This is a genomic window from Lysobacter luteus (genome assembly GCF_907164845.1).
Classification (GTDB): domain Bacteria; phylum Pseudomonadota; class Gammaproteobacteria; order Xanthomonadales; family Xanthomonadaceae; genus Novilysobacter; species Novilysobacter luteus.
In genome coordinates, this window is record NZ_OU015430.1 from 1,189,721 (window position 1) to 1,209,373 (window position 19,653).

23 protein-coding genes are annotated in these 19,653 nt (G+C 69.3%); 18 read left to right on the forward strand and 5 right to left on the reverse strand.

What is annotated here, in order from left to right; genetic code table 11:
* The first annotated feature begins 197 nt into the window (after positions 1 to 197).
* The 3 genes from KOD61_RS05490 (at position 198) to KOD61_RS05500 (ending at position 1,893) form a co-directional block, all read left to right on the forward strand.
* Entirely contained in the window at positions 198 to 791 is a 594-nt protein-coding gene (locus tag KOD61_RS05490) for an NADPH-dependent FMN reductase (protein ID WP_215220027.1), read from the forward strand.
* Entirely contained in the window at positions 788 to 1,444 is a 657-nt protein-coding gene (locus tag KOD61_RS05495) for a DUF6988 family protein (protein ID WP_215220028.1), read from the forward strand. Before KOD61_RS05490 ends, KOD61_RS05495 begins: the two co-directional genes overlap by 4 nt.
* A 122-nt stretch (positions 1,445 to 1,566) precedes the next feature.
* On the forward strand, positions 1,567 to 1,893 hold the full coding sequence (locus KOD61_RS05500) for a hypothetical protein (protein ID WP_215220029.1): 327 nt from the start codon (positions 1,567 to 1,569) through the stop codon (positions 1,891 to 1,893).
* Positions 1,894 to 2,198: 305 nt separating this feature from the next.
* On the opposite strand, the gene KOD61_RS05505 is transcribed toward KOD61_RS05500, so the two are convergent.
* A complete protein-coding gene (locus KOD61_RS05505; RefSeq protein WP_215220030.1) occupies positions 2,199 to 2,906 on the reverse strand; it encodes a transposase in 708 nt (235 codons plus the stop codon).
* 308 nt (positions 2,907 to 3,214) lie between these two features.
* Here KOD61_RS05505 and KOD61_RS05510 point away from each other — a divergent pair, with 308 nt between their 5' ends.
* The gene (locus KOD61_RS05510; protein ID WP_215220031.1) at positions 3,215 to 4,117 is read left to right on the forward strand and encodes a restriction endonuclease; all 903 of its coding nucleotides are present in this window, start codon (positions 3,215 to 3,217) and stop codon (positions 4,115 to 4,117) included.
* A gap of 29 nt (positions 4,118 to 4,146) precedes the next feature.
* Here KOD61_RS05510 and KOD61_RS05515 read toward each other — a convergent pair whose 3' ends face one another.
* On the reverse strand, positions 4,147 to 4,863 hold the full coding sequence (locus KOD61_RS05515) for an SIMPL domain-containing protein (RefSeq protein ID WP_215220032.1): 717 nt from the start codon (positions 4,861 to 4,863) through the stop codon (positions 4,147 to 4,149).
* Positions 4,864 to 5,116: 253 nt separating this feature from the next.
* On the opposite strand from KOD61_RS05515, the gene KOD61_RS05520 reads away from it, so the two are divergent.
* Both KOD61_RS05520 and KOD61_RS05525 read left to right on the forward strand, forming a co-directional pair.
* Complete coding sequence (locus KOD61_RS05520; protein WP_215220033.1) at positions 5,117 to 5,671, forward strand: cupin domain-containing protein; 555 nt, start codon at positions 5,117 to 5,119, stop codon at positions 5,669 to 5,671.
* A gap of 81 nt (positions 5,672 to 5,752) precedes the next feature.
* Positions 5,753 to 6,301, forward strand: coding sequence for a DUF6151 family protein (locus tag KOD61_RS05525; protein ID WP_215220034.1), 549 nt, complete (start codon positions 5,753 to 5,755; stop codon positions 6,299 to 6,301).
* A gap of 131 nt (positions 6,302 to 6,432) precedes the next feature.
* Here the strand turns inward: KOD61_RS05525 and KOD61_RS05530 are convergent, their stop codons facing one another.
* Positions 6,433 to 6,849, reverse strand: a complete 417-nt coding sequence (locus KOD61_RS05530; protein WP_215220035.1) for a hypothetical protein — start codon at positions 6,847 to 6,849, stop codon at positions 6,433 to 6,435.
* A 137-nt stretch (positions 6,850 to 6,986) separates the two neighbouring features.
* Between KOD61_RS05530 and KOD61_RS05535 the strand changes: the two genes are divergently transcribed.
* The 9 genes from KOD61_RS05535 to KOD61_RS05575 all read left to right on the forward strand — a co-directional run bounded on the left by KOD61_RS05535 (position 6,987) and on the right by KOD61_RS05575 (position 16,243).
* Positions 6,987 to 7,289, forward strand: a complete 303-nt coding sequence (locus KOD61_RS05535; RefSeq protein WP_215220036.1) for a hypothetical protein — start codon at positions 6,987 to 6,989, stop codon at positions 7,287 to 7,289.
* 11 nt (positions 7,290 to 7,300) lie between these two features.
* The gene (locus KOD61_RS05540) at positions 7,301 to 8,101 is read left to right on the forward strand and encodes a PhzF family phenazine biosynthesis protein (RefSeq protein ID WP_215220037.1); all 801 of its coding nucleotides are present in this window, start codon (positions 7,301 to 7,303) and stop codon (positions 8,099 to 8,101) included.
* 90 nt (positions 8,102 to 8,191) lie between these two features.
* Positions 8,192 to 9,451, forward strand: coding sequence for a putative DNA modification/repair radical SAM protein (locus tag KOD61_RS05545; RefSeq protein WP_215220038.1), 1,260 nt, complete (start codon positions 8,192 to 8,194; stop codon positions 9,449 to 9,451).
* A 9-nt stretch (positions 9,452 to 9,460) separates the two neighbouring features.
* Complete coding sequence (locus KOD61_RS05550) at positions 9,461 to 10,951, forward strand: UdgX family uracil-DNA binding protein (protein WP_215220039.1); 1,491 nt, start codon at positions 9,461 to 9,463, stop codon at positions 10,949 to 10,951.
* The gene (locus KOD61_RS05555) at positions 10,948 to 11,508 is read left to right on the forward strand and encodes a type 1 glutamine amidotransferase domain-containing protein (protein ID WP_215220040.1); all 561 of its coding nucleotides are present in this window, start codon (positions 10,948 to 10,950) and stop codon (positions 11,506 to 11,508) included. Before KOD61_RS05550 ends, KOD61_RS05555 begins: the two co-directional genes overlap by 4 nt.
* A 78-nt stretch (positions 11,509 to 11,586) precedes the next feature.
* Entirely contained in the window at positions 11,587 to 11,865 is a 279-nt protein-coding gene (locus KOD61_RS05560; protein WP_215220041.1) for a hypothetical protein, read from the forward strand.
* A 3-nt stretch (positions 11,866 to 11,868) separates the two neighbouring features.
* Positions 11,869 to 14,520 (forward strand): excinuclease ABC subunit UvrA, encoded by a 2,652-nt coding sequence (locus tag KOD61_RS05565; RefSeq protein WP_215220042.1) that lies wholly within the window; start codon positions 11,869 to 11,871, stop codon positions 14,518 to 14,520.
* A gap of 415 nt (positions 14,521 to 14,935) precedes the next feature.
* Positions 14,936 to 15,736 carry a hypothetical protein gene (locus KOD61_RS05570; RefSeq protein ID WP_251370672.1) on the forward strand — a complete coding sequence of 267 codons (801 nt, stop codon included), beginning with the start codon at positions 14,936 to 14,938 and terminating at the stop codon, positions 15,734 to 15,736.
* Positions 15,737 to 15,742: 6 nt separating this feature from the next.
* Positions 15,743 to 16,243, forward strand: a complete 501-nt coding sequence (locus KOD61_RS05575) for a YehS family protein (RefSeq protein WP_215220043.1) — start codon at positions 15,743 to 15,745, stop codon at positions 16,241 to 16,243.
* A 16-nt stretch (positions 16,244 to 16,259) separates the two neighbouring features.
* Here KOD61_RS05575 and KOD61_RS05580 read toward each other — a convergent pair whose 3' ends face one another.
* Complete coding sequence (locus tag KOD61_RS05580; RefSeq protein ID WP_215220044.1) at positions 16,260 to 16,568, reverse strand: YkgJ family cysteine cluster protein; 309 nt, start codon at positions 16,566 to 16,568, stop codon at positions 16,260 to 16,262.
* Between the two features lie 156 nt (positions 16,569 to 16,724).
* On the opposite strand from KOD61_RS05580, the gene KOD61_RS05585 reads away from it, so the two are divergent.
* Both KOD61_RS05585 and KOD61_RS05590 read left to right on the forward strand, forming a co-directional pair.
* Positions 16,725 to 18,017, forward strand: coding sequence for an MFS transporter (locus KOD61_RS05585; RefSeq protein ID WP_251370694.1), 1,293 nt, complete (start codon positions 16,725 to 16,727; stop codon positions 18,015 to 18,017).
* Between the two features lie 119 nt (positions 18,018 to 18,136).
* Positions 18,137 to 18,502, forward strand: a complete 366-nt coding sequence (locus tag KOD61_RS05590; RefSeq protein ID WP_251370673.1) for a hypothetical protein — start codon at positions 18,137 to 18,139, stop codon at positions 18,500 to 18,502.
* 10 nt (positions 18,503 to 18,512) lie between these two features.
* Here KOD61_RS05590 and KOD61_RS05595 read toward each other — a convergent pair whose 3' ends face one another.
* Positions 18,513 to 18,992 (reverse strand): VOC family protein, encoded by a 480-nt coding sequence (locus KOD61_RS05595; RefSeq protein WP_215220046.1) that lies wholly within the window; start codon positions 18,990 to 18,992, stop codon positions 18,513 to 18,515.
* Between the two features lie 159 nt (positions 18,993 to 19,151).
* Between KOD61_RS05595 and KOD61_RS05600 the strand changes: the two genes are divergently transcribed.
* Complete coding sequence (locus KOD61_RS05600) at positions 19,152 to 19,652, forward strand: GFA family protein (RefSeq protein ID WP_215220047.1); 501 nt, start codon at positions 19,152 to 19,154, stop codon at positions 19,650 to 19,652.
* Position 19,653 lies beyond the last annotated feature (1 nt).

Here is a 19,653-nt window from a genome sequence, read left to right on the forward strand (position 1 = left end):
GCACAAGTAGGGGTCAGAGTCGACCTCCTCAGCTTGCCTCGACCGGCGTCGCTGTCTGTCCGCGCGAAAAGGGGGCTCACTTGTGTTTGCCAGCAGCCCTGCTGAAGTGATGCGCCAGCAGCCCTCACGCTCACCATTGCCGAGGTTCACATGTCCGAACGCGTCCTTGTCTTCTACGGCTCTTACGCGCAGGCCGCATGGGCATCCGCCTGGCCGACTACTGCGTGCGCGCACTGCAGGCCGGCGGCGTCGTCGCCGAGCTGATCGACGCCAAGGCGGTGGACCTCCCGATGCTGGACCGCATGTACAAGGAGTATTCGCCGGGCGAGGCGCCGGAGGCCATGGAGGCGCTGGCCGGCAAGATCCGCGGTGCCGATGGCTTCGTGTTCGTCACCGGCGAGTACAACTGGGGCATGCAGCCGGGCCTGAAGAACCGCACCGACCACTTCCTGGAGGAGTGGTTCTGGCGCCCCGCCGGCATCGTGAGCTATTCGGCCGGGCGCCTGGCCGGTGCGCGCGGTAGCGTCCCCTGGCACGGCACGCTGTCGGAAATGGGAATGGTGGTGATCTCCAGCACCGTCAACGTCGGGCCCATCGGCAAGACGCTGGACGCGCAGGGGCAGCCCATCGACGAGCCCGGAACGTTCCTCGAGAAGAGAGCTTCGCCGACGACCTGGCCTGGTGGATGGAGGCCGCACGGCTGCAGAAGGGGCGGAAGGCGCCGCCGTTCTGTGTGGGTGAGCAAGAGGCAGGGGTTGGAAAGATTCATTCCCAAAGGAGGTCGCAGTTGAATAGCGACGTGGCGAGTGCTCAAGAGCGACTTGAGCGGGTGAGGTTTGGAACGCATGCCCTGCATCGCGCGGTAGACGTCCTGTGGGATGAGCTGCCTGAGCCTCGAGGTCTGCGCGAACTGGCCGTGCGGGGTTTCGCGAACATAGTCAGGCAGCATTTGATCGCGCAGTGGGTACTGGTGCAGCGCGAACTGGACGTATCGGCCACAGCATTGGTCCGGCCAACCTACGAGGCTCTTTTAAGGGTCATCTGGACGCTGCGTGGCGCTGATGACTCATGGATCGAGGGCTTCTTTAAGCCCACAGATGGCGCGATCAACTCTGATGCCGAAACCCGAAAGGGCCCCGATGTGTTGGCTATGTTGGCGGCTATCGAGCGCCATCATCCAGCGGAGATCTATCGACCACTCCTTCACCTGAAGGAAGCGACGTGGCGGGCGATGCACTCGTATGTACACGGTGGGATTCGGCCGGTTGTTCAGAGCTTCGTGGCGTTCCCTGCGCATGAAGCTGGGTCGCTGCTGCTCAATGCAAACGGCATGCTGATCCTTGCTACGAATGCGGTTCGCATGGCGCATGGCCTTCAATCACCTATGCTTCCGGACCTCCAAAGGCAGTTCGCGGATTGCTTGCCGCCGGTCGAGTCGTCGTAATAGCGGGCAACAATGGGCTCAGGTTCGCTTGTAAGCGCTCAGCGGCAAACAGGGCAAGCTGCGCAGAGCCTCAGAAATTAGTAGTTCAGAAGTTCTTTTCCAACTCAACAGGGGATCAAGTAGTGAGCACACCCGGGGAACAAGCAGCACCTCAGCCGCATCCGCAGATGGTCGAGAAAGGAGCGATCGCGAGCTTCTTCGACACACTTATTGGCACCGTCATGCTCGTTCTTCTCGCCGCAGGACTGATCGCGATCACCCTGACGTGGCGTGCAAGCGATCTCGAGTTTCTGGGTGGTGGCCAGGTGCGGGTTACGGAGAGCACTTGGTGGGGGCTGGAGAAGAAGGTGACTAAGTTGGAGTGGTCGGCTCAAGAGAGCTGGCTTGAGATCGATCAGAACGAGGTGCGCATCCCCCTTCGAAATCGTGCGATGAGGCTTGAGAACTGACCTCACATCTGGTGAAAACGGGGGTGTAGTGAAGATTGCGAGCTTGGAAGTGCTGTAGCCACGCCTAAGTCCGAGCGGTCTCTACCTGTCTGGGTTGGCGAGCCGTCGTCCCGGGTCGATGCACCAGTAGCCCCCCGCTCACGACTCCCGAGGTCCACATGTCCGAACGCGTCCGTGTCTTATACGGCTCCTACCGCGCGCAGGCCGCATGGGCATCCGCCTGGCCGACTACTGCGTGCATGCGCTGCAGGCCCGCGCCGTCGACGCCGAGCTGATCGATAGAACAGGGGTCAGAGTCGACTTTCTCAATCTGCCTCTGCGGGTACCGCTTGCCGGCGGGGCCGCCCGATACGCCTGGGGCGGATGGACCGTCCCAGTTGCTCCTCGATCATGGCTGTAAACCGATCCGTACCCAGCGCCTGCTGGCGCTGCAGCCGGTTGCGGATGGTCTCCAGCTCCTCTGGGGTGACCGCCTTGGCAACCCAGGCGCGATAGGCCGACAGGCGCGCGGCTTCGTCGCCGCCAAGCGCCAGGTACTGCGGGTGGGGTGTCACTAGAACATCACGTGTCCCCAAGGCATTGGCCGCGTAGCTGGACCACGGGTGGTCGCCGGGTGTGGCCGCCACGGCGGCGCGGACCGGGTTGAGCTCGATGTAGCGATAACAGCGCAGCAGGTGCGCGTCGCTCTGCACGGGGCACGCCTTGTAGCGGCCTTCCCACAGGGTGCCGGTGCGGCCGTAACGGTCGTTGACGTAGCGCACGTAGCGGCGGCCCAGTGCCTGCATCATCGCGCCGACCTGGCCGCCGGCGCCCGGTGTCACCAGCAGGTGCACGTGGTTGGTCATCAGCACGTACGCGTGGATGGCGCAGCCGGCGCGGGTGGCGGCGGCGCGCAGCTCGTCCAGGTAGCGCACGTGGTCGATAGGCTGGAAGAAACACGGGCGGCGGTCATTGCCGCGTTGGACCACGTGCTGGGGAACGCCTGGCAGGTCGATGCGGGGGAGGCGTGGCATGGCGTCGGTGCGATGCGGAGGTCCGGCCATGGTGGGCGCGGCGCGGGGCCGACCGTATCGGTGCTCGCCCAATCACGCTGTCAGAAAGTCGACTCTGACCCCTGTTCTGCGGGGTTCCAAACCTCGCAGACGAGGTCGCGGGCCCCGCGTCCCGGGTCGTCGACCTCATCGCTGAGGTGCCGAACCTCGTCCGCGCGGCCGCTGGCCTCGTGGCTGGGGTCGGCGAGTTCAGGGGTGGGGTCGCTGACCTCGTTGCCGGCGCAACCGCGGAGTACTCTGCCCGCATGGCTGGGTTCCGAGGGGGCGGAATGTCCGGGTTGAAGAATGTTCGGAACCGTCGCGACGACGCGCTGTCGCGCGTGCGTTGGGATCAGTTCGAGAGTCTGCTCGCGGTGTACTTCCGTGGTCAGGGGTATGAGGTGGACCACTGCGGGACCGGTGGCGGGGACACCCGGTTCGACGGCGGCATCGACCTACGGCTGCGGCGGCCCGGCGAGTACGTGCTCGTCCAGTGCAAGCATTGGAACGCCAAGCAGGTCCCGCACAACGAGGTCCACCAACTGCTGGGCCTGATGCTCAACGAGGACGCAACCAGCGCCATCCTCGTGACGAGCGGCGAGTTCACCACTGCGGCGCGCCAGGCGGCTACGCGACTGGGTCGCGTGCGCCTGATCGATGGTGAGGAGCTGCGAGTGATGCTCGGCCCGCTGCCGGAGCCCCAGCCAGATCGGATGGAAGACGTTCTGCGGGGTTTCGCCGGCACGGTGGTGCGCAGCGGGCTGTCGGACCAGGTGATGTCCGCGGTGGGTGCCCGCGTCGGGGGGCATGTTCGCCGCGAGGCCGGGCGCGCGGTGAAGGGCGCGCTGGTGACACTGGGATTGAAACTGTTGGCGGGCGCGGTGCTGCTTGCGGTTGTGCTGGTCGTCTTCAACAACATGCGCGCCTCGCTGCAGTCGCAGCTCACCAGGCCAACTCCCCGGCCGCCGGCTATCACGGCGGCGCCTATCGCTGCGACACCCGACGCGTCCAAGCCGGTTGCGGCGACCCGCGACGAGTGCCGTGAAGTCATCGATGCACTGTCTGGGACCTACATCGATCACTGTGCGAGCGGGGCGGCGCCGACGGTCCCCACCGAAGCGGAGCGCCGCGCGCTGGCGCGGAAGGCGGACGAAGCAATCAAGTTGATCGAGGCGTCGACGCCAGAGATGTAGGTGCAACTGCCTGCGAAGCGGCGAACAGCTCAGCGCGAAATCTCGAACACCGCCGAAACCCGCTCGGTGAAGTCGATAGTCGGTTGCAGGTAGCGCCCACTGTCCATGCGCGTGCCGGTCACCTGGACGCGATCCAGCGTCGTGTTGCCGTAGCCCTGTGCCTGCGTGGAGTTGACGCTGTTGATGCTGTACACCGGCCCGAGGTTGCCGCCGAATGCGGTCGCCAGTCCGGAGGCGCTCTCTTTGGCGTGGGCGACAGCGCGGGCGCGGGCTTCCTCGCGCAGGTCGGCTTCCCGGCTGGACTTGAAGCTCACGTCCGATATGCCGGTGAAGCCGGCAGCCAAGGCCGCGTCCATGTAGGCGCTTAGGGTGTCGAGGTCGTCGATCCTGACCTTCACCTCGCGACTGGCGACGTGTGCCGGCGGAAGCGCCCGGTCGTTGTCGTCGTAGTCGATCTCCTCGCGCAGTGCGAGGTCCGACGCGGTGATGTCGTCGGCGGCGACATCGAAGCCCGGTGCCGCCTTCAGCAGCGCGTTCACGGCGCGGTCCACCACGCGCTTGGCCTCGCCGGGAGTGGCGGCGCGGTGGCGTACCACCATGGTGACGACAGCGGCATCCGGCGCAACGCTGACCTCGCCTTCGCCCTGCACGACAACGTGCGGCGCATCAGGCAGCGGTGTACCGGCGATCACGGTGGCCGAGGCGAGGGCGAGCGGAAGGGCGGCGGCGAACATCCATTGGCGCATGGGTGGCTCCTTTCGAGCGGTTGGTGGTACTTGTGGTTGGCAACGGGTCAGGACCGGGTGGCCGTCGTGCCCTTGCACCGCGGAAAGCGTGCGCAACCCCACAACGGTTCACGCGCGTGCCGGTGATGTTACGGGTGAAGACAGCCTCGGCGGCGCTGCTCGTTCTCCTGCTGGCGGGTGGGGACTGTCCACATTCACCGCCTCCCACCGTTTGCTCCCGAAGGCCGCGTCGGCCTCATCGGAGGGTCACGCCATGCAACGTCTCCTCGTCGGCCTTGTCGCGGGCCTGGCGTTCACCCTGTGTCCGTCCGGCAGCACGGCGCAGCAGTCCGCCCAAGCCGAGCCGGCCGCGCAGCCCGCACCCGCACCGCCGGCACCACAGGCCTACGACGCCGGCACCGTGCGGTTCCTGACCACCAGTGAGCAGACAGGCGGGCGCTTCGCCGTGGTCGAGCTGGCCGAGCAGGGCGGCTACCTGGCGCCACCGCATCGCCACGAGCACATGGACGAGAGCTTCCACGTGCTCGACGGCGTGCTGCGGGTGACGATGGCGGGGGCGACGGTGGACCACGGGCCCGGTGCGTTCGTGGTCATCCCGCGCGGCGTGGTGCATTCGCAGGGCAGCGCGGACGACCGGCCGGTGCGGGTGGTGATGACCATGGTGCCGGGCGGGTTCGAGGCATTCTTCGCCGGGCGCGTCGAGCTGGCGCGGCACACCCGGCGCGGTGAGCCCGGATTCGAGGACGGGATGTGGAAGTTGCTACGCGAGAACGAGCGGTGGATCCAGCCGGGAGCCGCGGAGGAGTAGGCTGTCCGACGCCAACGGGCCGAGGGGTGCGAGGGGATGGACCTGCCATTGAAATGCCGCTGCGGCGCTGTCCGCGGAGAGATGCAGCCCCGACGCGCGTATACCCGCGCCACCTGCTACTGCAAGGATTGCCGGGCGTATGCGCGCTTCCTCGGGCAGCCGGGTGTGCTGGACGAGGCGGGCGGCACCGACGTCGTGCCCACGGCGCCAGCAACCGTGCGGCTGACGGCGGGCCTGGAGCACGTGGCCTGCATGTCGCTCAGCCCCAAGGGCACGCTGCGCTGGTACGCCGCCTGCTGCCGCACGCCGCTGGGCAACACCTCGCGCAATACCGGGCTTCCCTACCTGGGGCTGGTCACGGCGTGTCTGGACGGCACGCCGCAGCAACTGGATGCGGCCCTCGGCCCGGCCGGCCGCTGCGTGCTCAACACCGGTTCCGCCACGGCGCCGGTGCGCGCCACGCCGCTGGCGTTCGCGTGGGGCGGGTTGCGGATATTGGCCGGCGTGCTCGGCGCACGCCTGCGCAGCGAACGCGGGTCGCCGTTTCTTGATATCGACCGGCAATGGTTGCGCGCGCCGGAGGTGGTGACCCGGGAGCAACGCCAGGCACTGGAGCAGCGCGACCACTGACGCCGGTGCCGCAAGCCAAAAAAAGGCCCCGCACTGCGAGGCCTTTTTTGTACGCGAAGTGCCGCGTGGCACATTCGACGCGATGCGGTTTCGCCTATCCGGGTCGTGGCTTATCGCACCGCGGCCGTGCATTACGGCTGGTAGCAGGCGCCGCTGGCGTCGTGCTCGATCTGGATCAGTTCGCCGCCGCCGGCGCCCCAGGCATTGCCGTCGGCGAAGACCAGGCAGCCCACGCCCTTGTAGAGCACCTGCATGCGGCGTGCGTCATTGCCGAAGTAGAACGGGATCCAGCGCTTGCCGGATTCGTAGCTGTGCTGGCGGTCGGGGACGCGGTCCATGACCTGCTGCACGGCCTGGGTGTCCATGCCGATGGTGAGCTGGGTGAACTTGCTGCCGGGCGCCGGCTGGCCGACGATCGCTTCGGCGTGCACTTCCTGGTCGCCGGCGGTCTGCGCGGCGGGCGCCGCGCTGTTGGTGTTGCCGGTGGTGGCGCATGCGGCGCAGACGCTGGCGAGGGCCAAAACGGCCAAATGGCGGAACGTACTCATTACTCATCTCCCTGAGATCGCCGGAGGTCGGGAAGGCCTCATGCCTTCCTGCCGGCGAAGTGCGGAGACTACGGGCAATGCCGGGACCCGCGCCAGTTGTAGAATTCGGTCGCCGCCGGGGGGGGCAGGGGAATCCAATGCGACCGATGCTTTTGACCGTACTGCTGGCCGTTCCGATGGTGGCTGGTGCCACCGACCTGCACGAGCTGTTCTACGAGGGCTACTCGATCGTCGAGAAGACACGCGTGGCTGGGGAGTTCGCGGGGTGCGTGGCCGGCCGGCGTATCCCGCTGGAGAACGGCATGGTGTTCGTCTGCTCCGAGTTCAGCGTGGCGGTTGGGGGTTCGACCGAGGTCGTGATCGTGGAAGACGATTACGGCGACATCAGGCTGACCATCGACGAGGCCGAGTACCGGGGCACGCTGCTTCGGTCCAAATAAAGTGCCGAACCATGAAACTCAAACTCTTCCAGGTCGATGCCTTCGCCGAGCGTGTGTTCGAGGGCAACCCCGCGGCCGTCTGCCCGCTGCAGGTATGGCCGGACGATGCGCTGCTGCAAGCCATCGCCGAGGAGAACAACCTCTCGGAGACTGCGTTCTTCGTCCCGGCCGGCGATGCGTTCGAGCTGCGCTGGTTCACGCCGGTGGACGAGGTGGACCTGTGCGGCCACGCCACCCTGGCCAGCGCGCACGTGCTCTATACGCACCTCGGGTACGACGCGCCGCGGCTGCGCTTCCTGACGCGCAGCGGAGAGCTGACGGTGTCGCGCTCGGAAGCAGGCCTGGCCATGGACTTCCCGGCCACGCGGCCCCGGGCCGTCACCGAGCCGCCCGCGGCGCTGTTGGCCGGGCTCGGGGGGGCGCCGGAGGCGGTGCTCGCGGGGTTTGACTACATTGCCGTGTACGCGTCGGCGGATGAGGTCCGCGCGCTCGCACCGGACTTTGCCCGGCTCAAGCAGCTCGACCTGCGCGGGGTGGTGGCCACCGCGCCGGGCTGCCCGGGGGATGCCGGGGCCGGGGACTTCGTGAGTCGCTGCTTCTATCCCAAGCTCGGCATCGACGAGGACCCGGTGACCGGTTCGGCGCATTGCCAGCTGGCGCCGTACTGGGCGGACCGGTTGGGCCGCGACCGGCTGTCGGCGCGGCAACTGTCCCAGCGCGGCGGCACGGTCGGCTGCGTGGTCGAAGGCGACCGCGTCCGCCTGATTGGCACGGCCGCGGATTACATGACTGCGGAGCTCCACCTTCCATAGCCGCAAGCCGGCGGTGGCCCGGAACGGCTCCGCCTGAACCGTTCACCCGGTGTCTCACCTGCTGAGACCGGTGCCCGCGACCCTCGCGCGATGAACGTCACCGAAAAACTCGCGGTACTGGCCGACGCGGCCAAGTACGACGCGTCGTGCGCCTCCAGCGGCGCGGCCAAGCGGGACTCGTCGAAGACCGGCGGCATCGGCAGCACCGGCGGCATGGGCATCTGCCACTCGTACACGCCGGACGGGCGATGCGTGTCACTGCTGAAGATCCTGCTGACCAACTTCTGCATCTTCGACTGCGTGTACTGCGTCAACCGCGTGTCCAGCAACGTGCGGCGCGCGCGCTTCACCACCGACGAGGTGGTCCGGCTGACGCTGGATTTCTACAAGCGCAACTACATCGAGGGGCTGTTCCTCTCCAGCGGCATCATCCGCAACGGCGACTACACCATGGAGCAGCTGGTCGAAGTGGCGCGCAGCCTGCGCGAGGACCATGCCTTCGGGGGCTACATCCACCTCAAGACCATCCCCGACGCCGCGCCGGAGCTGCTGGCAGCGGCCGGGCGCTACGCCGACCGGCTCAGCATCAACGTCGAGCTGCCGACCCAGGCCGGGCTGGACGCGCTGGCGCCGGAAAAGAACCTGCAGAAGATCCGCGGTGCGATGGGCGAGGTGCGCTGGCGGATCGAGGACGGCAAGGCCGCGCGCAAGGCGGTGCGGCGCGGTTCGGCCAAGCCGCCGCGGTTCGCGCCGGCCGGGCAGAGCACGCAGATGATCATCGGCGCCGACGCTGCGGACGACCGCAGCGTGCTGCAGTCCAGCGCCAACCTCTACGGCAACTACCAGTTGCGGCGCGTGTACTACTCGGCGTTCAGTCCGATCCCGGATGCCTCCGCGCGGTTGCCGCTGGTGGCGCCGCCGCTGGCGCGCGAGCACCGCCTGTACCAGGCCGACTGGCTGCTGCGGTTCTACGGGTTCGATGTCGACGAGATCGCCCCCGCGGACGGCACCACCGCGGCGGGCGCCGGCATGCTGGACCTGGACATCGACCCCAAGCTGGCGTGGGCACTGCGCCATCCGGAGCGGTTCCCGGTGGATATCAACCACGCCCCGCGCGAGATGCTGCTGCGGGTGCCGGGGCTGGGTACACGCAATGTCGCCCGGATCGTGCAGTCGCGCCGCACCGGCGGCCTGCGGGTCGCCGACCTGGCCCGGCTGCGAGCACCGATGGCCAAGGTACTGCCGTTCGTGCAACTGCTCGACCACCACCCGCGCCGCCAGTTGGACGACCCGGTGCGCCTGCGCGCCAGGCTGGCGCCGCCGCCACGGCAGGCCGGGCTGTTCGGCTGACGGCGCGGCATGTACCTGGCCACCGTCGACCCCGGCTGGAGCCTGCAGGCCTGGCGTGATCGCGCCCGTGCGGCGCTCGCCGCCGGCGTGCCGCCGGAACACCTGCAATGGGACAGCGACGCTCAGTTGGGCCTGGCGCTGGCTTCGCCGCTGCCGGATGACGCCGGTGCGGGCCGCATCAACGTGCCCGCGTCACTGGTGGACCTGGCGGGGGCGGTGGTGTGCCATCGCGATCCCGGACGGCATGCGCTGCTGTACCGGCTGCTGTGGCGCGTGGCCCACGGCGAGCGGCGCCTGCTGGAGCGCGCCACCGACCCGGACGTGGTCGCGGCCACCGCGCTGGCGGCCGCGGTCCGGCGCGACAGCCACAAGATGAAGGCGTTCGTGCGGTTCCGCGAGAGTGGCGACGGCGGCAATGCCTACCTCGCGTGGTTCGAGCCGGACCACTGGATCGTCGACCGCATCGCTCCCTTCTTTGCCAAACGGTTTGCCGGCATGCGCTGGGCCATCCTCACGCCGTACCGCAGCGTGCGCTGGGATGGCGATGCGCTCGCCTTCGGGCCGGGCGGACTGCGCGCCGACGCGCCGGCCGAGGACGCCCAGGAGGACCTGTGGCGGACCTACTACGCCAACATCTTCAATCCAGCCCGGCTCAACCCGACGATGATGCGGCAGGAGATGCCGCAGAAATACTGGAAGGGCCTGCCCGAGGCCGCGCTGCTGCCGTCGCTGCTGCGCGACGCCGGCACCCGGGTGCGCGACATGGCCGAGCGCGAGGCGCAGGCCCCTCGTCGGCGCATCCCGCAGCGGCCCGTCGAGGAGGGGCCCGCGGACGACGGCAGCCTCGCGGCGGCGCAGGCACTGGCCGCCGACTGCCGCCGCTGCCCGCTGTGGGAGCCGGCGACCCGGACCGTGTGGGGCGAGGGTCCGGCTGACGCACGGCTGATGATCATCGGCGAGCAGCCCGGCGATGCCGAGGACCTGACCGGCCGGCCGTTCGTCGGCCCCGCGGGCACGTTGCTGGACCGCGCGCTGGTTGACGCCGGCATCGACCGCTCCTCCGCCTACATGACGAATGCGGTCAAGCACTTCCGGTTCCAGCAACGCGGCAAGGTCCGCCTGCACCAGCGGCCGGACGCCGGCCACGTCCGCGCCTGCCACGAGTGGCTGCAGCGCGAGATCGGCACCGTGCGCCCCGAGCTGATCGTGTGCCTCGGCGCCACCGCGGCGTCGGCGGTGTTCGGCGCGGGATTCAGCCTGACCGGTCAGCGCGGCGTGTGGCACACCGTGGGTAACGGGGTACGTGCGATGGCCACCGTGCACCCGGCCTGGGTGCTGCGGCAGCCCGCCGCGGCGCGGGACGCCGCCTACCGGGGTCTGGTCGGGGATCTGCGCACGGCAGGCGAGGCGGCCGCGAGCGGTCACGTCGCGCCCATCCACCCGGGGGCATCCTGCGGGCTGCGGCACGTCGCCGCGTCCGATTCGCAGGAGGACCCATGAGCAGTGCCCTTCAGAACAAGACCATTGCCATCCTCGCCACCGATGGCGTCGAGCAGGTGGAGCTGACCGAGCCCCGGAAAGCGGTGGAGCAGGCCGGTGCAACCACCCGCCTGCTGTCGATCAAGGACGGCGAGATCCAGGGCATGAACCACGACAAGCCCGCCGACAAGCTCAAGGTCGACGGCCGGGTGGCGGACGCGAAGGTCGAGGAGTTCGACGCGTTGATCCTGCCCGGCGGCGTGGCCAATCCCGACGCGCTGCGGATGGACGAGGCGGCGGTGGGGTTCGTGCGCGACTTCTACCGCAGCGGCAAGCCGATCGGCGTGATCTGCCACGGGCCCTGGGTGATGATCGAGGCCGACGCCGTACGCGGCCGCCGCATGACCTCCTGGCCCAGCGTGCGGACCGACCTGCGCAACGCCGGCGCCGAGGTGGTGGACGAGGAGGTGGTAATCGACAAGGGCATCGTCTCCAGCCGCAAGCCCGACGACCTGCCGGCGTTCTGCAGGAAGATCGTCGAGGAGTTCGCTGAAGGCCGCCACCAGCCGCGCGACTGAACCCCTGCGCATGCGGGTTTGCCCCCTGCCGACGCTGGCTGCGTTAGCCTTCGCGTCCCCCGATTGCAGGTCCGAACCATGAGAGCCACTGTCGTCGGTCTGGTGACCCCGCATCTGCTACGGGTCGTCGACCTCGCCAATGACGCCGAAAAAGGCGTCAACGTGGACTGGCACGTGCGCGATGCGGTGTCGCGCTCGATGGCTGAACTGGCCGACCAGTACAACGCCGCCGCGCTGATGCAGGCGCTCGTGGACGGACTGGAGAGCGCGGCGGCCGACGCCCCGCGCGCCCGCACCGCGTATGCCCGTGTGCTGAAGTCGGCCGCGGAGGCAGCGCGGCGCCTGCTGCGCGACTGAAGGATGCCGCGCGCCAGAGCCCGCTCCGCCGCCAGCCCGGCGCACGTGGTTGCCCGCGACACCGGCTGCGTCCGCGTCCGCGGCGCCCGCGAGCACAACCTGAAGGACGTCGACCTCGACGTGCCGCGCGACCAGCTGGTGGTGTTTTCCGGCGTGTCGGGCTCGGGCAAGTCGTCGCTGGCGTTCGGCACCATCTACGCGGAAGCCCAGCGCCGCTATTTCGAGTCGGTGGCGCCGTACGCGCGGCGGCTGATCGACCAGGCCGGCGTCCCGGACGTCGATGCCATCGAGGGCCTGCCACCGGCAATCGCCCTGCAGCAGCAGCGCGGCGCCAGCAATGCGCGCTCCAGCGTCGGCAGCGTGACCACGCTGTCCAGCCTGGTGCGGATGATGTATTCCCGCGCGGGGGTCTACCCGGCCCGGCAGGCGATGCTGTACGCCGAGGACTTCTCGCCCAACACGCCGCAGGGCGCATGCCCGCGTTGCCACGGGTTGGGCCACGTGTACGAGGTGACCGAGGCGCTGATGGTGCCCGACCCGACCCTGACCATCCGCGAGAAGGCCATCGCCTCGTGGCCGCCGGCGTGGCACGGGCAGAACCTGCGCGACATCCTGGTCACGCTCGGATACGACGTGGACAAGCCCTGGAAGGACCTGCCGAAGAAGGACCGCGACTGGATCCTGTTCACCGAAGAGACGCCGACGGTGCCGGTGTACGCGGGCTTCACCCCGGCCGAGACGCGCGCCGCGCTCAAGCGCAAGACCGAGCCCAGCTACATGGGCACCTACACCGGCGCGCGCCGCTACGTGCTGCACACCTTCGCCAACACCCAGAGCGCACTGATGAAGAAGCGGGTGTCGCGCTTCATGGAAGGCCGGCTGTGCCCGGAGTGCGACGGCAAGCGGCTCAAGCGCGAGGCGTTGGCGGTGACGTTTGCCGGCGTCGACATCGGCGAGCTGTCGCGGATGCCGCTGGACCGCGTGGTCGCGCTGCTTGAACCCGTCGCCCGCGGCGAGCTGCAGGCGCACGCGAATGACGACACCACCAATGCCACCGCGACCCGCCGCGACCGGACCAAACGCGCCGCGACCGGACAAGCTACCCACGCCGCCGCGCCGGACGTGCGGCGCACCCCGGCGATGTCGGAGGAGAAGCGGCTGGCCGCACAGCGCCTGGCCGAGGGTGTCGTCGCCCGGTTGCGCACGTTGCAGGCACTGGGACTGGGCTACCTGGCGCTGGACCGCAGTACGCCGACGCTGTCGCCCGGCGAGCTGCAGCGGCTGCGGCTGGCCACGCAACTGCAATCGCACCTGTTCGGCGTGGTCTACGTGCTGGACGAGCCGTCCGCCGGCCTGCACCCGGCCGACAGCCAGGCGCTGTATGACGCACTGGAACAACTGCGCGACGCCGGCAACTCGGTGTTCGTGGTCGAGCACGACCTGGAGCTGATGCGTCGCGCGCAGTGGCTGGTCGATGTCGGCCCGGACGCGGGCGAGCGCGGCGGCGAGGTGCTCTACAGCGGACCGCCGGCCGGGCTGGCCAAGGTCGGGGATTCGCGCACCGCCGAGTACCTGTTCGGCACCACGCCGGCGCCGGCCAGCCTCCAGCGCACGCCGTCCGGCTGGCTGGAGCTGCGCGGGCTGCACCGCCACAACCTGCACGGGCTGGACGCGCGCATCCCGCTGGGCGTGCTGACTGCCGTCACCGGCATCTCCGGCTCGGGCAAGTCCAGCCTGGTGGCGCAGGCGCTGGCCGAACTGGTCCGCCTGCACCTGGGCCACGAACCCGAGGACAGCGACGACGACGCGCCCGACGCGCCCACCGCCATCGAGCGCACGCACGGGCACCTGTCCGGCGATGTCGATGCCGTGAAGCGGCTGGTGCAGGTCGACCAGAAGCCGATCGGCCGCACGCCGCGCTCCAACCTGGCCACCTATACCGGCCTGTTCGACCACGTGCGCAAGCTGTTCGCGGCCACCCCGGATGCGCGCCGGCGCCGGTTCGATGCCGGCCGGTTCTCGTTCAACGTCGCCAAGGGCCGCTGCGACACCTGCGAAGGCGAGGGCGTGGTCAGCGTCGAGCTGCTCTTCATGCCCAGCGTCCACGCCCCGTGCCCGGTGTGCCACGGGGCGCGCTACAACGAGGCCACGCTGCAGGTGCGGTGGAACGACCGCAACATCGCCGAGGTGCTGGGCATGACGGTGGAGCAGGCCGCGGCGTTCTTCGAAGGGCAGGACGCGATCGCGCGCCCGCTGCAGCTGCTGCGCGAGATCGGCCTGGGTTACCTGCGCCTGGGTCAACCCGCCACCGAGCTGTCGGGCGGCGAAGCGCAACGCATCAAGCTGGCCACCGAACTGCAGCGCAGCCAGCGCGGCCGCAGCCTGTACGTGCTGGACGAGCCGACCACCGGCCTGCACGCTGCCGACGTCGACCGCCTGATGCAGCAGTTGCACCGGCTGGTGGAAGCCGGCAACACGGTGGTGGTGATCGAACACGAGATGCGCGTGGTGGCCCAGGCCGACTGGGTCATCGACATGGGCCCCGGTGCGGGCGAGCAGGGCGGGCGGATCGTGGCCGAGGGCCGGCCCGCGGACGTAGCGAAGTCCCGCGCAAGTCCCACGGCGAAGTACCTGGCCGTCGCGCTGGCCGGCTAACCCGGGACGTACTACCCCGGGCACGGCGCCCGCTACCGGTCGCTCAGGGCGTGGACCTGAAGGGCTTCACCGGCGGCAGGTCTTCCAGGCGAGGGCTCCGCCGGGATCGGTCGGAGGACGAGCCAAAGGGCGCGACGACCCGTGTTTCGCCTCGCGGTACGCGCACTGGCTGATGGTCGGTAGGCAAACCGGTCGGCGGGCCGCGGTTGCTGTCGGAGTTCTGTGCCATGGGATGGGTCACCTTCAGGAGATCCGGCACTGCCGGATCCGGTCGGCCGAAGCCGGAGTCCCGCGCGGGCGGGGACCAAGAGGCTCAGAAGGGACGCGAACGACCGGGTCGACGCTGAGTGCCGTTACGGCGTGGCGCCGCAATGCCAGCCCACACTACGCCTATCCGGGTGACCAGCGGGGGGGCATGCCATTCACCTTCACGGTGGGCGGCTATCCTCGCCGGATGGAGAAGCTGGTCGACACTTTCTGGAACATCCGTGGCGTATACCGCGTGGGCGGCGTGCTGGACATCGGTACGCAGATGTCGCTGGTCCAGCGCGCCAGCGGCCGCTTCGTGGTGGTGGATGGCTGCGCGCTTGACGGCGCGCAACGCGAAGCGGTGATGGCGCTCACCGGCAACGGGGAGCGGGTGGATGCGATGGTGCATGTCCACCCGTTCCACACGTTGCACGTGGAGTCGACCCAACGGTTGTTTCCGTCGGCCGCGTTGTACGGCACCGCGCGCCATCGCCGGCGGGCGCCAGCGTTGCCGTGGGTGGGGGCGCCGGTGGAGACGTGGGGCGATGACCATCCGTTGGCGGATCTGTTCGACCTGTCGGTGCCGGACGGCGTGCAGTTCACCTGCCCGGATGAGCGCGTGCACACGGCGTCGGTCCTCGTCCGCCACCGCGCCACCGGTATCGTCCACGTGGATGACACGCTCAACGTGATGGCGGGGCCGGGGTTCCTGCGTGGGCTGTTGCCGCAGTCTTCGCTGCGCATGCATCCGCTGTTGGCCCGTGCACTCAGGCCTGACGCCGGCGCGGCCGACGCGTATGCCGCCTGGGCGCGGGCGCTGGCGGCCCGCTGGGCCGGTACGCGCATCGTGTGCGCCGCACACTCGGCCGTGCGGCACCTGCCCGAAGGCGGCTTCTCGCGCGAGGTGCTGGGAGCACTGGCAAGGGTGTCCGGTACGCTCGACCGCCACAAGGCGAAGTACGGGTAGCACCACGTGATCAACAACGACGTTCTGCGCAGCATCCGCTACATGCTCGACCTGTCCGACGGCAAGGTTGTCGAGATCGCGCACTTGGCGGATCCGGACTTCGCCCTCGATATCGATGAGGTGCGCGCCTTCCTGCTCAAGGAGGACGACCCCGGCTACCTGGCTTGCCGCGACACGGTGCTGGCGCACTTCCTGGACGGCCTGGTCGTGCACCTGCGTGGCCGCGACGAGCGGTTGCCAGCGCGTCCGGTGGAAAAGCGGATCAGCAACAACGTGGTGTTGAAGAAGTTGCGGGTCGCCTTCGAGTTGAAGGACGTGGACATGCACCAGGTGTTCGCCGGTGCCGGGTTCCCCGTGTCAAAGCCAGAGCTGTCCGCATTGTTCCGCCAGCCGGGGCACAAGAACTTCCGCGCCTGTGGCGACCAGCTGCTGCGCAACTTCCTCAAAGGGCTGACCGAACGCGTCAGGGGACGGCGCGAGGCAGTGATCGAGCAGCCCGGGCAGTAAGTCCGGTGCGGCGGGGTCAGTACATCCGTAGCGGGATCCCGCGTGCGTTGCGGTCGGCGTACTCGGCGCGCGCCTCGATGCAGTGCGCGCCGCCCATGCGGAAGAAGCGGCACGCTTCCGGTCGCGAGTGGTAGATCGTGCAGCCGCCACCGGCCGGGTCGACCGCCACGCACCAGCCGAACTCGTCGCGCGCCATGACCTCCAGCCCCTCGGGGGTGTAGTCGATGAGGTGCTCGGCAACGCGGTCGCCCGGCTGCAGTGCCACCGTCATGCGGCAGCAGACAGCGTCGCAGGCGCTGCAGTGGGGCTTGTCGGAGTCGGTCATGGGGTGCACCGGGGCGCCGGGCCGCGGCTGCGGCGTCGTGGCGGCCAGTATGCGGCCCTGGCGCAGAAAGCTGGCCCCACCTGACGGATCGTCCACGTACCCGCTTGGTACTGTCGGCGTCCCGAGCAAGCCGAGGCACACAACCCTTTGAGCACGATGTTCCAGTCGCTCAGGAGCTACAACTACCGGCTTTGGGCCGGCGGGGCGCTGGTTTCCAACGTGGGCACCTGGATGCAACGCATTGGCCAAGACTGGCTGGTGCTGACCGTGCTGACCGACCACAGCGCGACGGCGGTGGGCACGGTGATGGCGCTGCAGTTCGGGCCGCCGTTGCTGTTGTTGCCGCTGACCGGATACGCCGCCGACCACTGGGATCGCCGCAAGCTGCTGCTCGCCACCCAGGCCGCTGCCGGGCTGCTGGCACTGGGGCTGGGCCTGCTGACGCTGGCCGGCGTGGTGCAACTGTGGCACGTGTACGGCTTCGCGTTGGGGCTGGGCTGCGTCACCGCGTTCGACGCGCCGGCCCGACAGGCATTCGTCTCCGACCTCGTCAGCGACGAGCACCTGGCCAACGCCGTCGCGCTCAACTCCGCGTCGTTCAACGCTGCCCGCATGCTGGGCCCGGCGGTGGCCGGCGTGCTGATCGCGGCGATCGGCGAGGGCTGGCTGTTCGTGGTCAACGCGGGGTCCTACGCGGCGGTGCTGGTGTCCCTGTACTTCCTGAGGTTGCACGAGCTGCATACGGAGGCATTGCCGGCGCATACGCGTGGCAGCCTGCTGGCCGGCTTCCGCTACGTGTGGCAACGGCCGGACCTGGTCGCGGTGCTGGTGATGCTGCTGCTGATGGGCACATTCGGGTTCAACTTCGCCATCTTCATTTCCACCATGTCGGTCACTGTGTTCGACGGCGACGCGAGCCAGTACGGCCTGCTGACCTCGGCGATGGCGGCCGGCACCATGAGCGGTGCGCTGCTGTCGGCCCGTCGCCCGATGCCGGGGATGGTGCTGATGGCTGTCTCCGCGGCGGGGTTCGGCGTCAGCGTGGCGCTGGCGGCGGCGATGCCAGGGCCGGTGCTGTTCGGGGTGGTGCTGTTCTTCGTCGGGTTGGCCGCGCTGACCTTCATGACGGCCAGTACCTCGATGATGCAACTCACCACCGAGCGGGTGATGCGGGGCCGGGTGCTGGCGCTGCGGATCGCGGTGGTCATGGGCGGCACGCCCCTGGGTGCGCCGCTGGTGGGGTGGGTGGTGGACCGCTTTGGCGCGCGCTGGGCGCTGGCGGTGGGAGCGCTGTCCGGCATCGCCGCCGCCGCCGTGGCGGTGAACTACCTGGTGCGACACCGCGGGCTGCGCCTGTCGCGCGAGACCGGCCGGCTGCGCGTGATCATCGAGGCCGCCCCCGCCGACCAGGTGCCCGTCCGCGTTGCGGCCGGCGAGCGGGTGACGTAAGCCCGCGGCCGTTCGAGGGCGACGACACCCCTTGGCTGGTGCAGATGGCCACCGGCCTGATCTCGACCATACTCGGCGACTGACCGACCCCCCACTACCAAGGACCGCCCATGCGCCACATGTCTTCCTTGTTTTTCCCGATGGCCTGCGCACTCGCACTGGCGGGCTGCACCACGGCGCCGGCCGGTGATCCGGCCGGCGCCGACGCACCGGACGCCGGTGCGCTGACGATCGAGGGCACCGTCGCTTCCATCGACACCCAGCCCTGGGCCTACGACGGCAACGCGGTGGTACGGGTGGACGTCGCCGGCCGTGGCGCGGTGCCGGTCGAGCTGCCCGCGCGTTGGAACCTTTGCCAGGCCGGGCCGGTCGACGTGGAGGCGTTGGCCGTGGGGATGCGGGTGCAGGCAGTCGGCGCGCCGACCGCCGAGGGCGGGCTGGTGGTCTGCCAGGACCCGTCGCACCGGCTGGTGCCCGCCGGCTGAAGCCTTCCGCTCAGCCCCGACGCGCCGCCTCGATGGCGGCGACGTCGATCTTGCGCATCTTCATCATCGCGTCGAACGCGCGCTTGGCCGCGGCACGATCCGGGTCGGTCCAGGCGTCGGTGAGCGCGCGCGGGGTGATCTGCCACGACAGCCCCCACTTGTCCTTGCACCAGCCGCATTCGCTTTCCTGCCCGCCGTTGCCGACGATCGCATTCCAGTAGCGGTCGGTTTCCTCCTGGTCGTCGGTCGCCACCTGGAACGAGAACGCCTCGCTGTGCTTGAACGCCGGGCCGCCGTTGAGGCCCATGCAGGGGATGCCCATCACCGTGAAGTCGACCGCCAGCACGTCGCCCTGCTGGCCATCGGGATAGTCCCCGGGGGCGTGGTGGACGGCGTCGACGCGGCTGTCGGGGAAGGTCGCGGCATAGAAGGTCGCGGCTTCCAGCGCGTCGCCGTCGTACCACAGGCAGATCGTGTTCTTGGGAATCATGGGCAGGTCCTCATTGGGCAGGCGGGATGTGCGTGCGGCCGGCATGTCCGGCCTGACCATATCGACGGACGTGCGACGCCCGGATCGACAACGGCCCCGGCCAACGTCGCGTCCACGCGGCCGCGGCTATCGTCGGCAGCTCCGCCCGGGGCCACGGCCATGCGACTCGAGGGATCCTGCCACTGCGGCAAGGTGCGCTTCCGCTGCGACGCGTATGCGCCGGTGCCGTTCCTCCACTGCTATTGCTCCATCTGCCGCAAGACCGCGGGCGGTGGTGGCAGCGCGGTCAACCTGGGTGCCCGCGCTGACACGCTCGAGGTGGAGGGCCGCGGACACCTTGGCGTCTACCACGCGCGCATCCCCGACGGGAATGGCGGTTGCCGGATCAGCTCCGGACAGCGGCACTTCTGCACCGGGTGTGGCAGCGCGTTATGGCTGTTCGATCCCGAGTGGCCGGAGCTGGTGCACCCGCACGCATCGGCCATCGACAGCCCGTTGCCCCATCCGGGCGAGCGTGTCCACATGCTGCTGGACTCCAGGGCGGCGTGGGTCGACGTGCCAGATGGCCGGCACGATGTCCACGTCGACGGGTTCCCGGAGGAATCGCTGGAGGAGTGGCACCGGCGGCACGGCGTGCTGGACGGGGAGGCACCGGGCTGAC

Excerpts from the sequence above, each read along its gene's own strand:
- KOD61_RS05490 (WP_215220027.1), top strand. The coding sequence starts at position 198 with ATGGGCATCCGCCTGGCCGACTACTGCGTGCGCGCACTGCAGGCCGGC.
- KOD61_RS05505 (WP_215220030.1), bottom strand. The coding sequence starts at position 2,906 with ATGCCACGCCTCCCCCGCATCGACCTGCCAGGCGTTCCCCAGCACGTG.
- KOD61_RS05510 (WP_215220031.1), top strand. The coding sequence starts at position 3,215 with ATGTCCGGGTTGAAGAATGTTCGGAACCGTCGCGACGACGCGCTGTCG.
- KOD61_RS05515 (WP_215220032.1), bottom strand. The coding sequence starts at position 4,863 with ATGCGCCAATGGATGTTCGCCGCCGCCCTTCCGCTCGCCCTCGCCTCG.
- KOD61_RS05520 (WP_215220033.1), top strand. The coding sequence starts at position 5,117 with ATGCAACGTCTCCTCGTCGGCCTTGTCGCGGGCCTGGCGTTCACCCTG.
- KOD61_RS05525 (WP_215220034.1), top strand. The coding sequence starts at position 5,753 with ATGCAGCCCCGACGCGCGTATACCCGCGCCACCTGCTACTGCAAGGAT.
- KOD61_RS05530 (WP_215220035.1), bottom strand. The coding sequence starts at position 6,849 with ATGAGTACGTTCCGCCATTTGGCCGTTTTGGCCCTCGCCAGCGTCTGC.
- KOD61_RS05535 (WP_215220036.1), top strand. The coding sequence starts at position 6,987 with ATGCGACCGATGCTTTTGACCGTACTGCTGGCCGTTCCGATGGTGGCT.
- KOD61_RS05540 (WP_215220037.1), top strand. The coding sequence starts at position 7,301 with ATGAAACTCAAACTCTTCCAGGTCGATGCCTTCGCCGAGCGTGTGTTC.
- KOD61_RS05545 (WP_215220038.1), top strand. The coding sequence starts at position 8,192 with ATGAACGTCACCGAAAAACTCGCGGTACTGGCCGACGCGGCCAAGTAC.
- KOD61_RS05550 (WP_215220039.1), top strand. The coding sequence starts at position 9,461 with ATGTACCTGGCCACCGTCGACCCCGGCTGGAGCCTGCAGGCCTGGCGT.
- KOD61_RS05555 (WP_215220040.1), top strand. The coding sequence starts at position 10,948 with ATGAGCAGTGCCCTTCAGAACAAGACCATTGCCATCCTCGCCACCGAT.
- KOD61_RS05560 (WP_215220041.1), top strand. The coding sequence starts at position 11,587 with ATGAGAGCCACTGTCGTCGGTCTGGTGACCCCGCATCTGCTACGGGTC.
- KOD61_RS05565 (WP_215220042.1), top strand. The coding sequence starts at position 11,869 with ATGCCGCGCGCCAGAGCCCGCTCCGCCGCCAGCCCGGCGCACGTGGTT.
- KOD61_RS05570 (WP_251370672.1), top strand. The coding sequence starts at position 14,936 with ATGCCATTCACCTTCACGGTGGGCGGCTATCCTCGCCGGATGGAGAAG.
- KOD61_RS05580 (WP_215220044.1), bottom strand. The coding sequence starts at position 16,568 with ATGACCGACTCCGACAAGCCCCACTGCAGCGCCTGCGACGCTGTCTGC.
- KOD61_RS05585 (WP_251370694.1), top strand. The coding sequence starts at position 16,725 with ATGTTCCAGTCGCTCAGGAGCTACAACTACCGGCTTTGGGCCGGCGGG.
- KOD61_RS05590 (WP_251370673.1), top strand. The coding sequence starts at position 18,137 with ATGTCTTCCTTGTTTTTCCCGATGGCCTGCGCACTCGCACTGGCGGGC.
- KOD61_RS05595 (WP_215220046.1), bottom strand. The coding sequence starts at position 18,992 with ATGATTCCCAAGAACACGATCTGCCTGTGGTACGACGGCGACGCGCTG.
- KOD61_RS05600 (WP_215220047.1), top strand. The coding sequence starts at position 19,152 with ATGCGACTCGAGGGATCCTGCCACTGCGGCAAGGTGCGCTTCCGCTGC.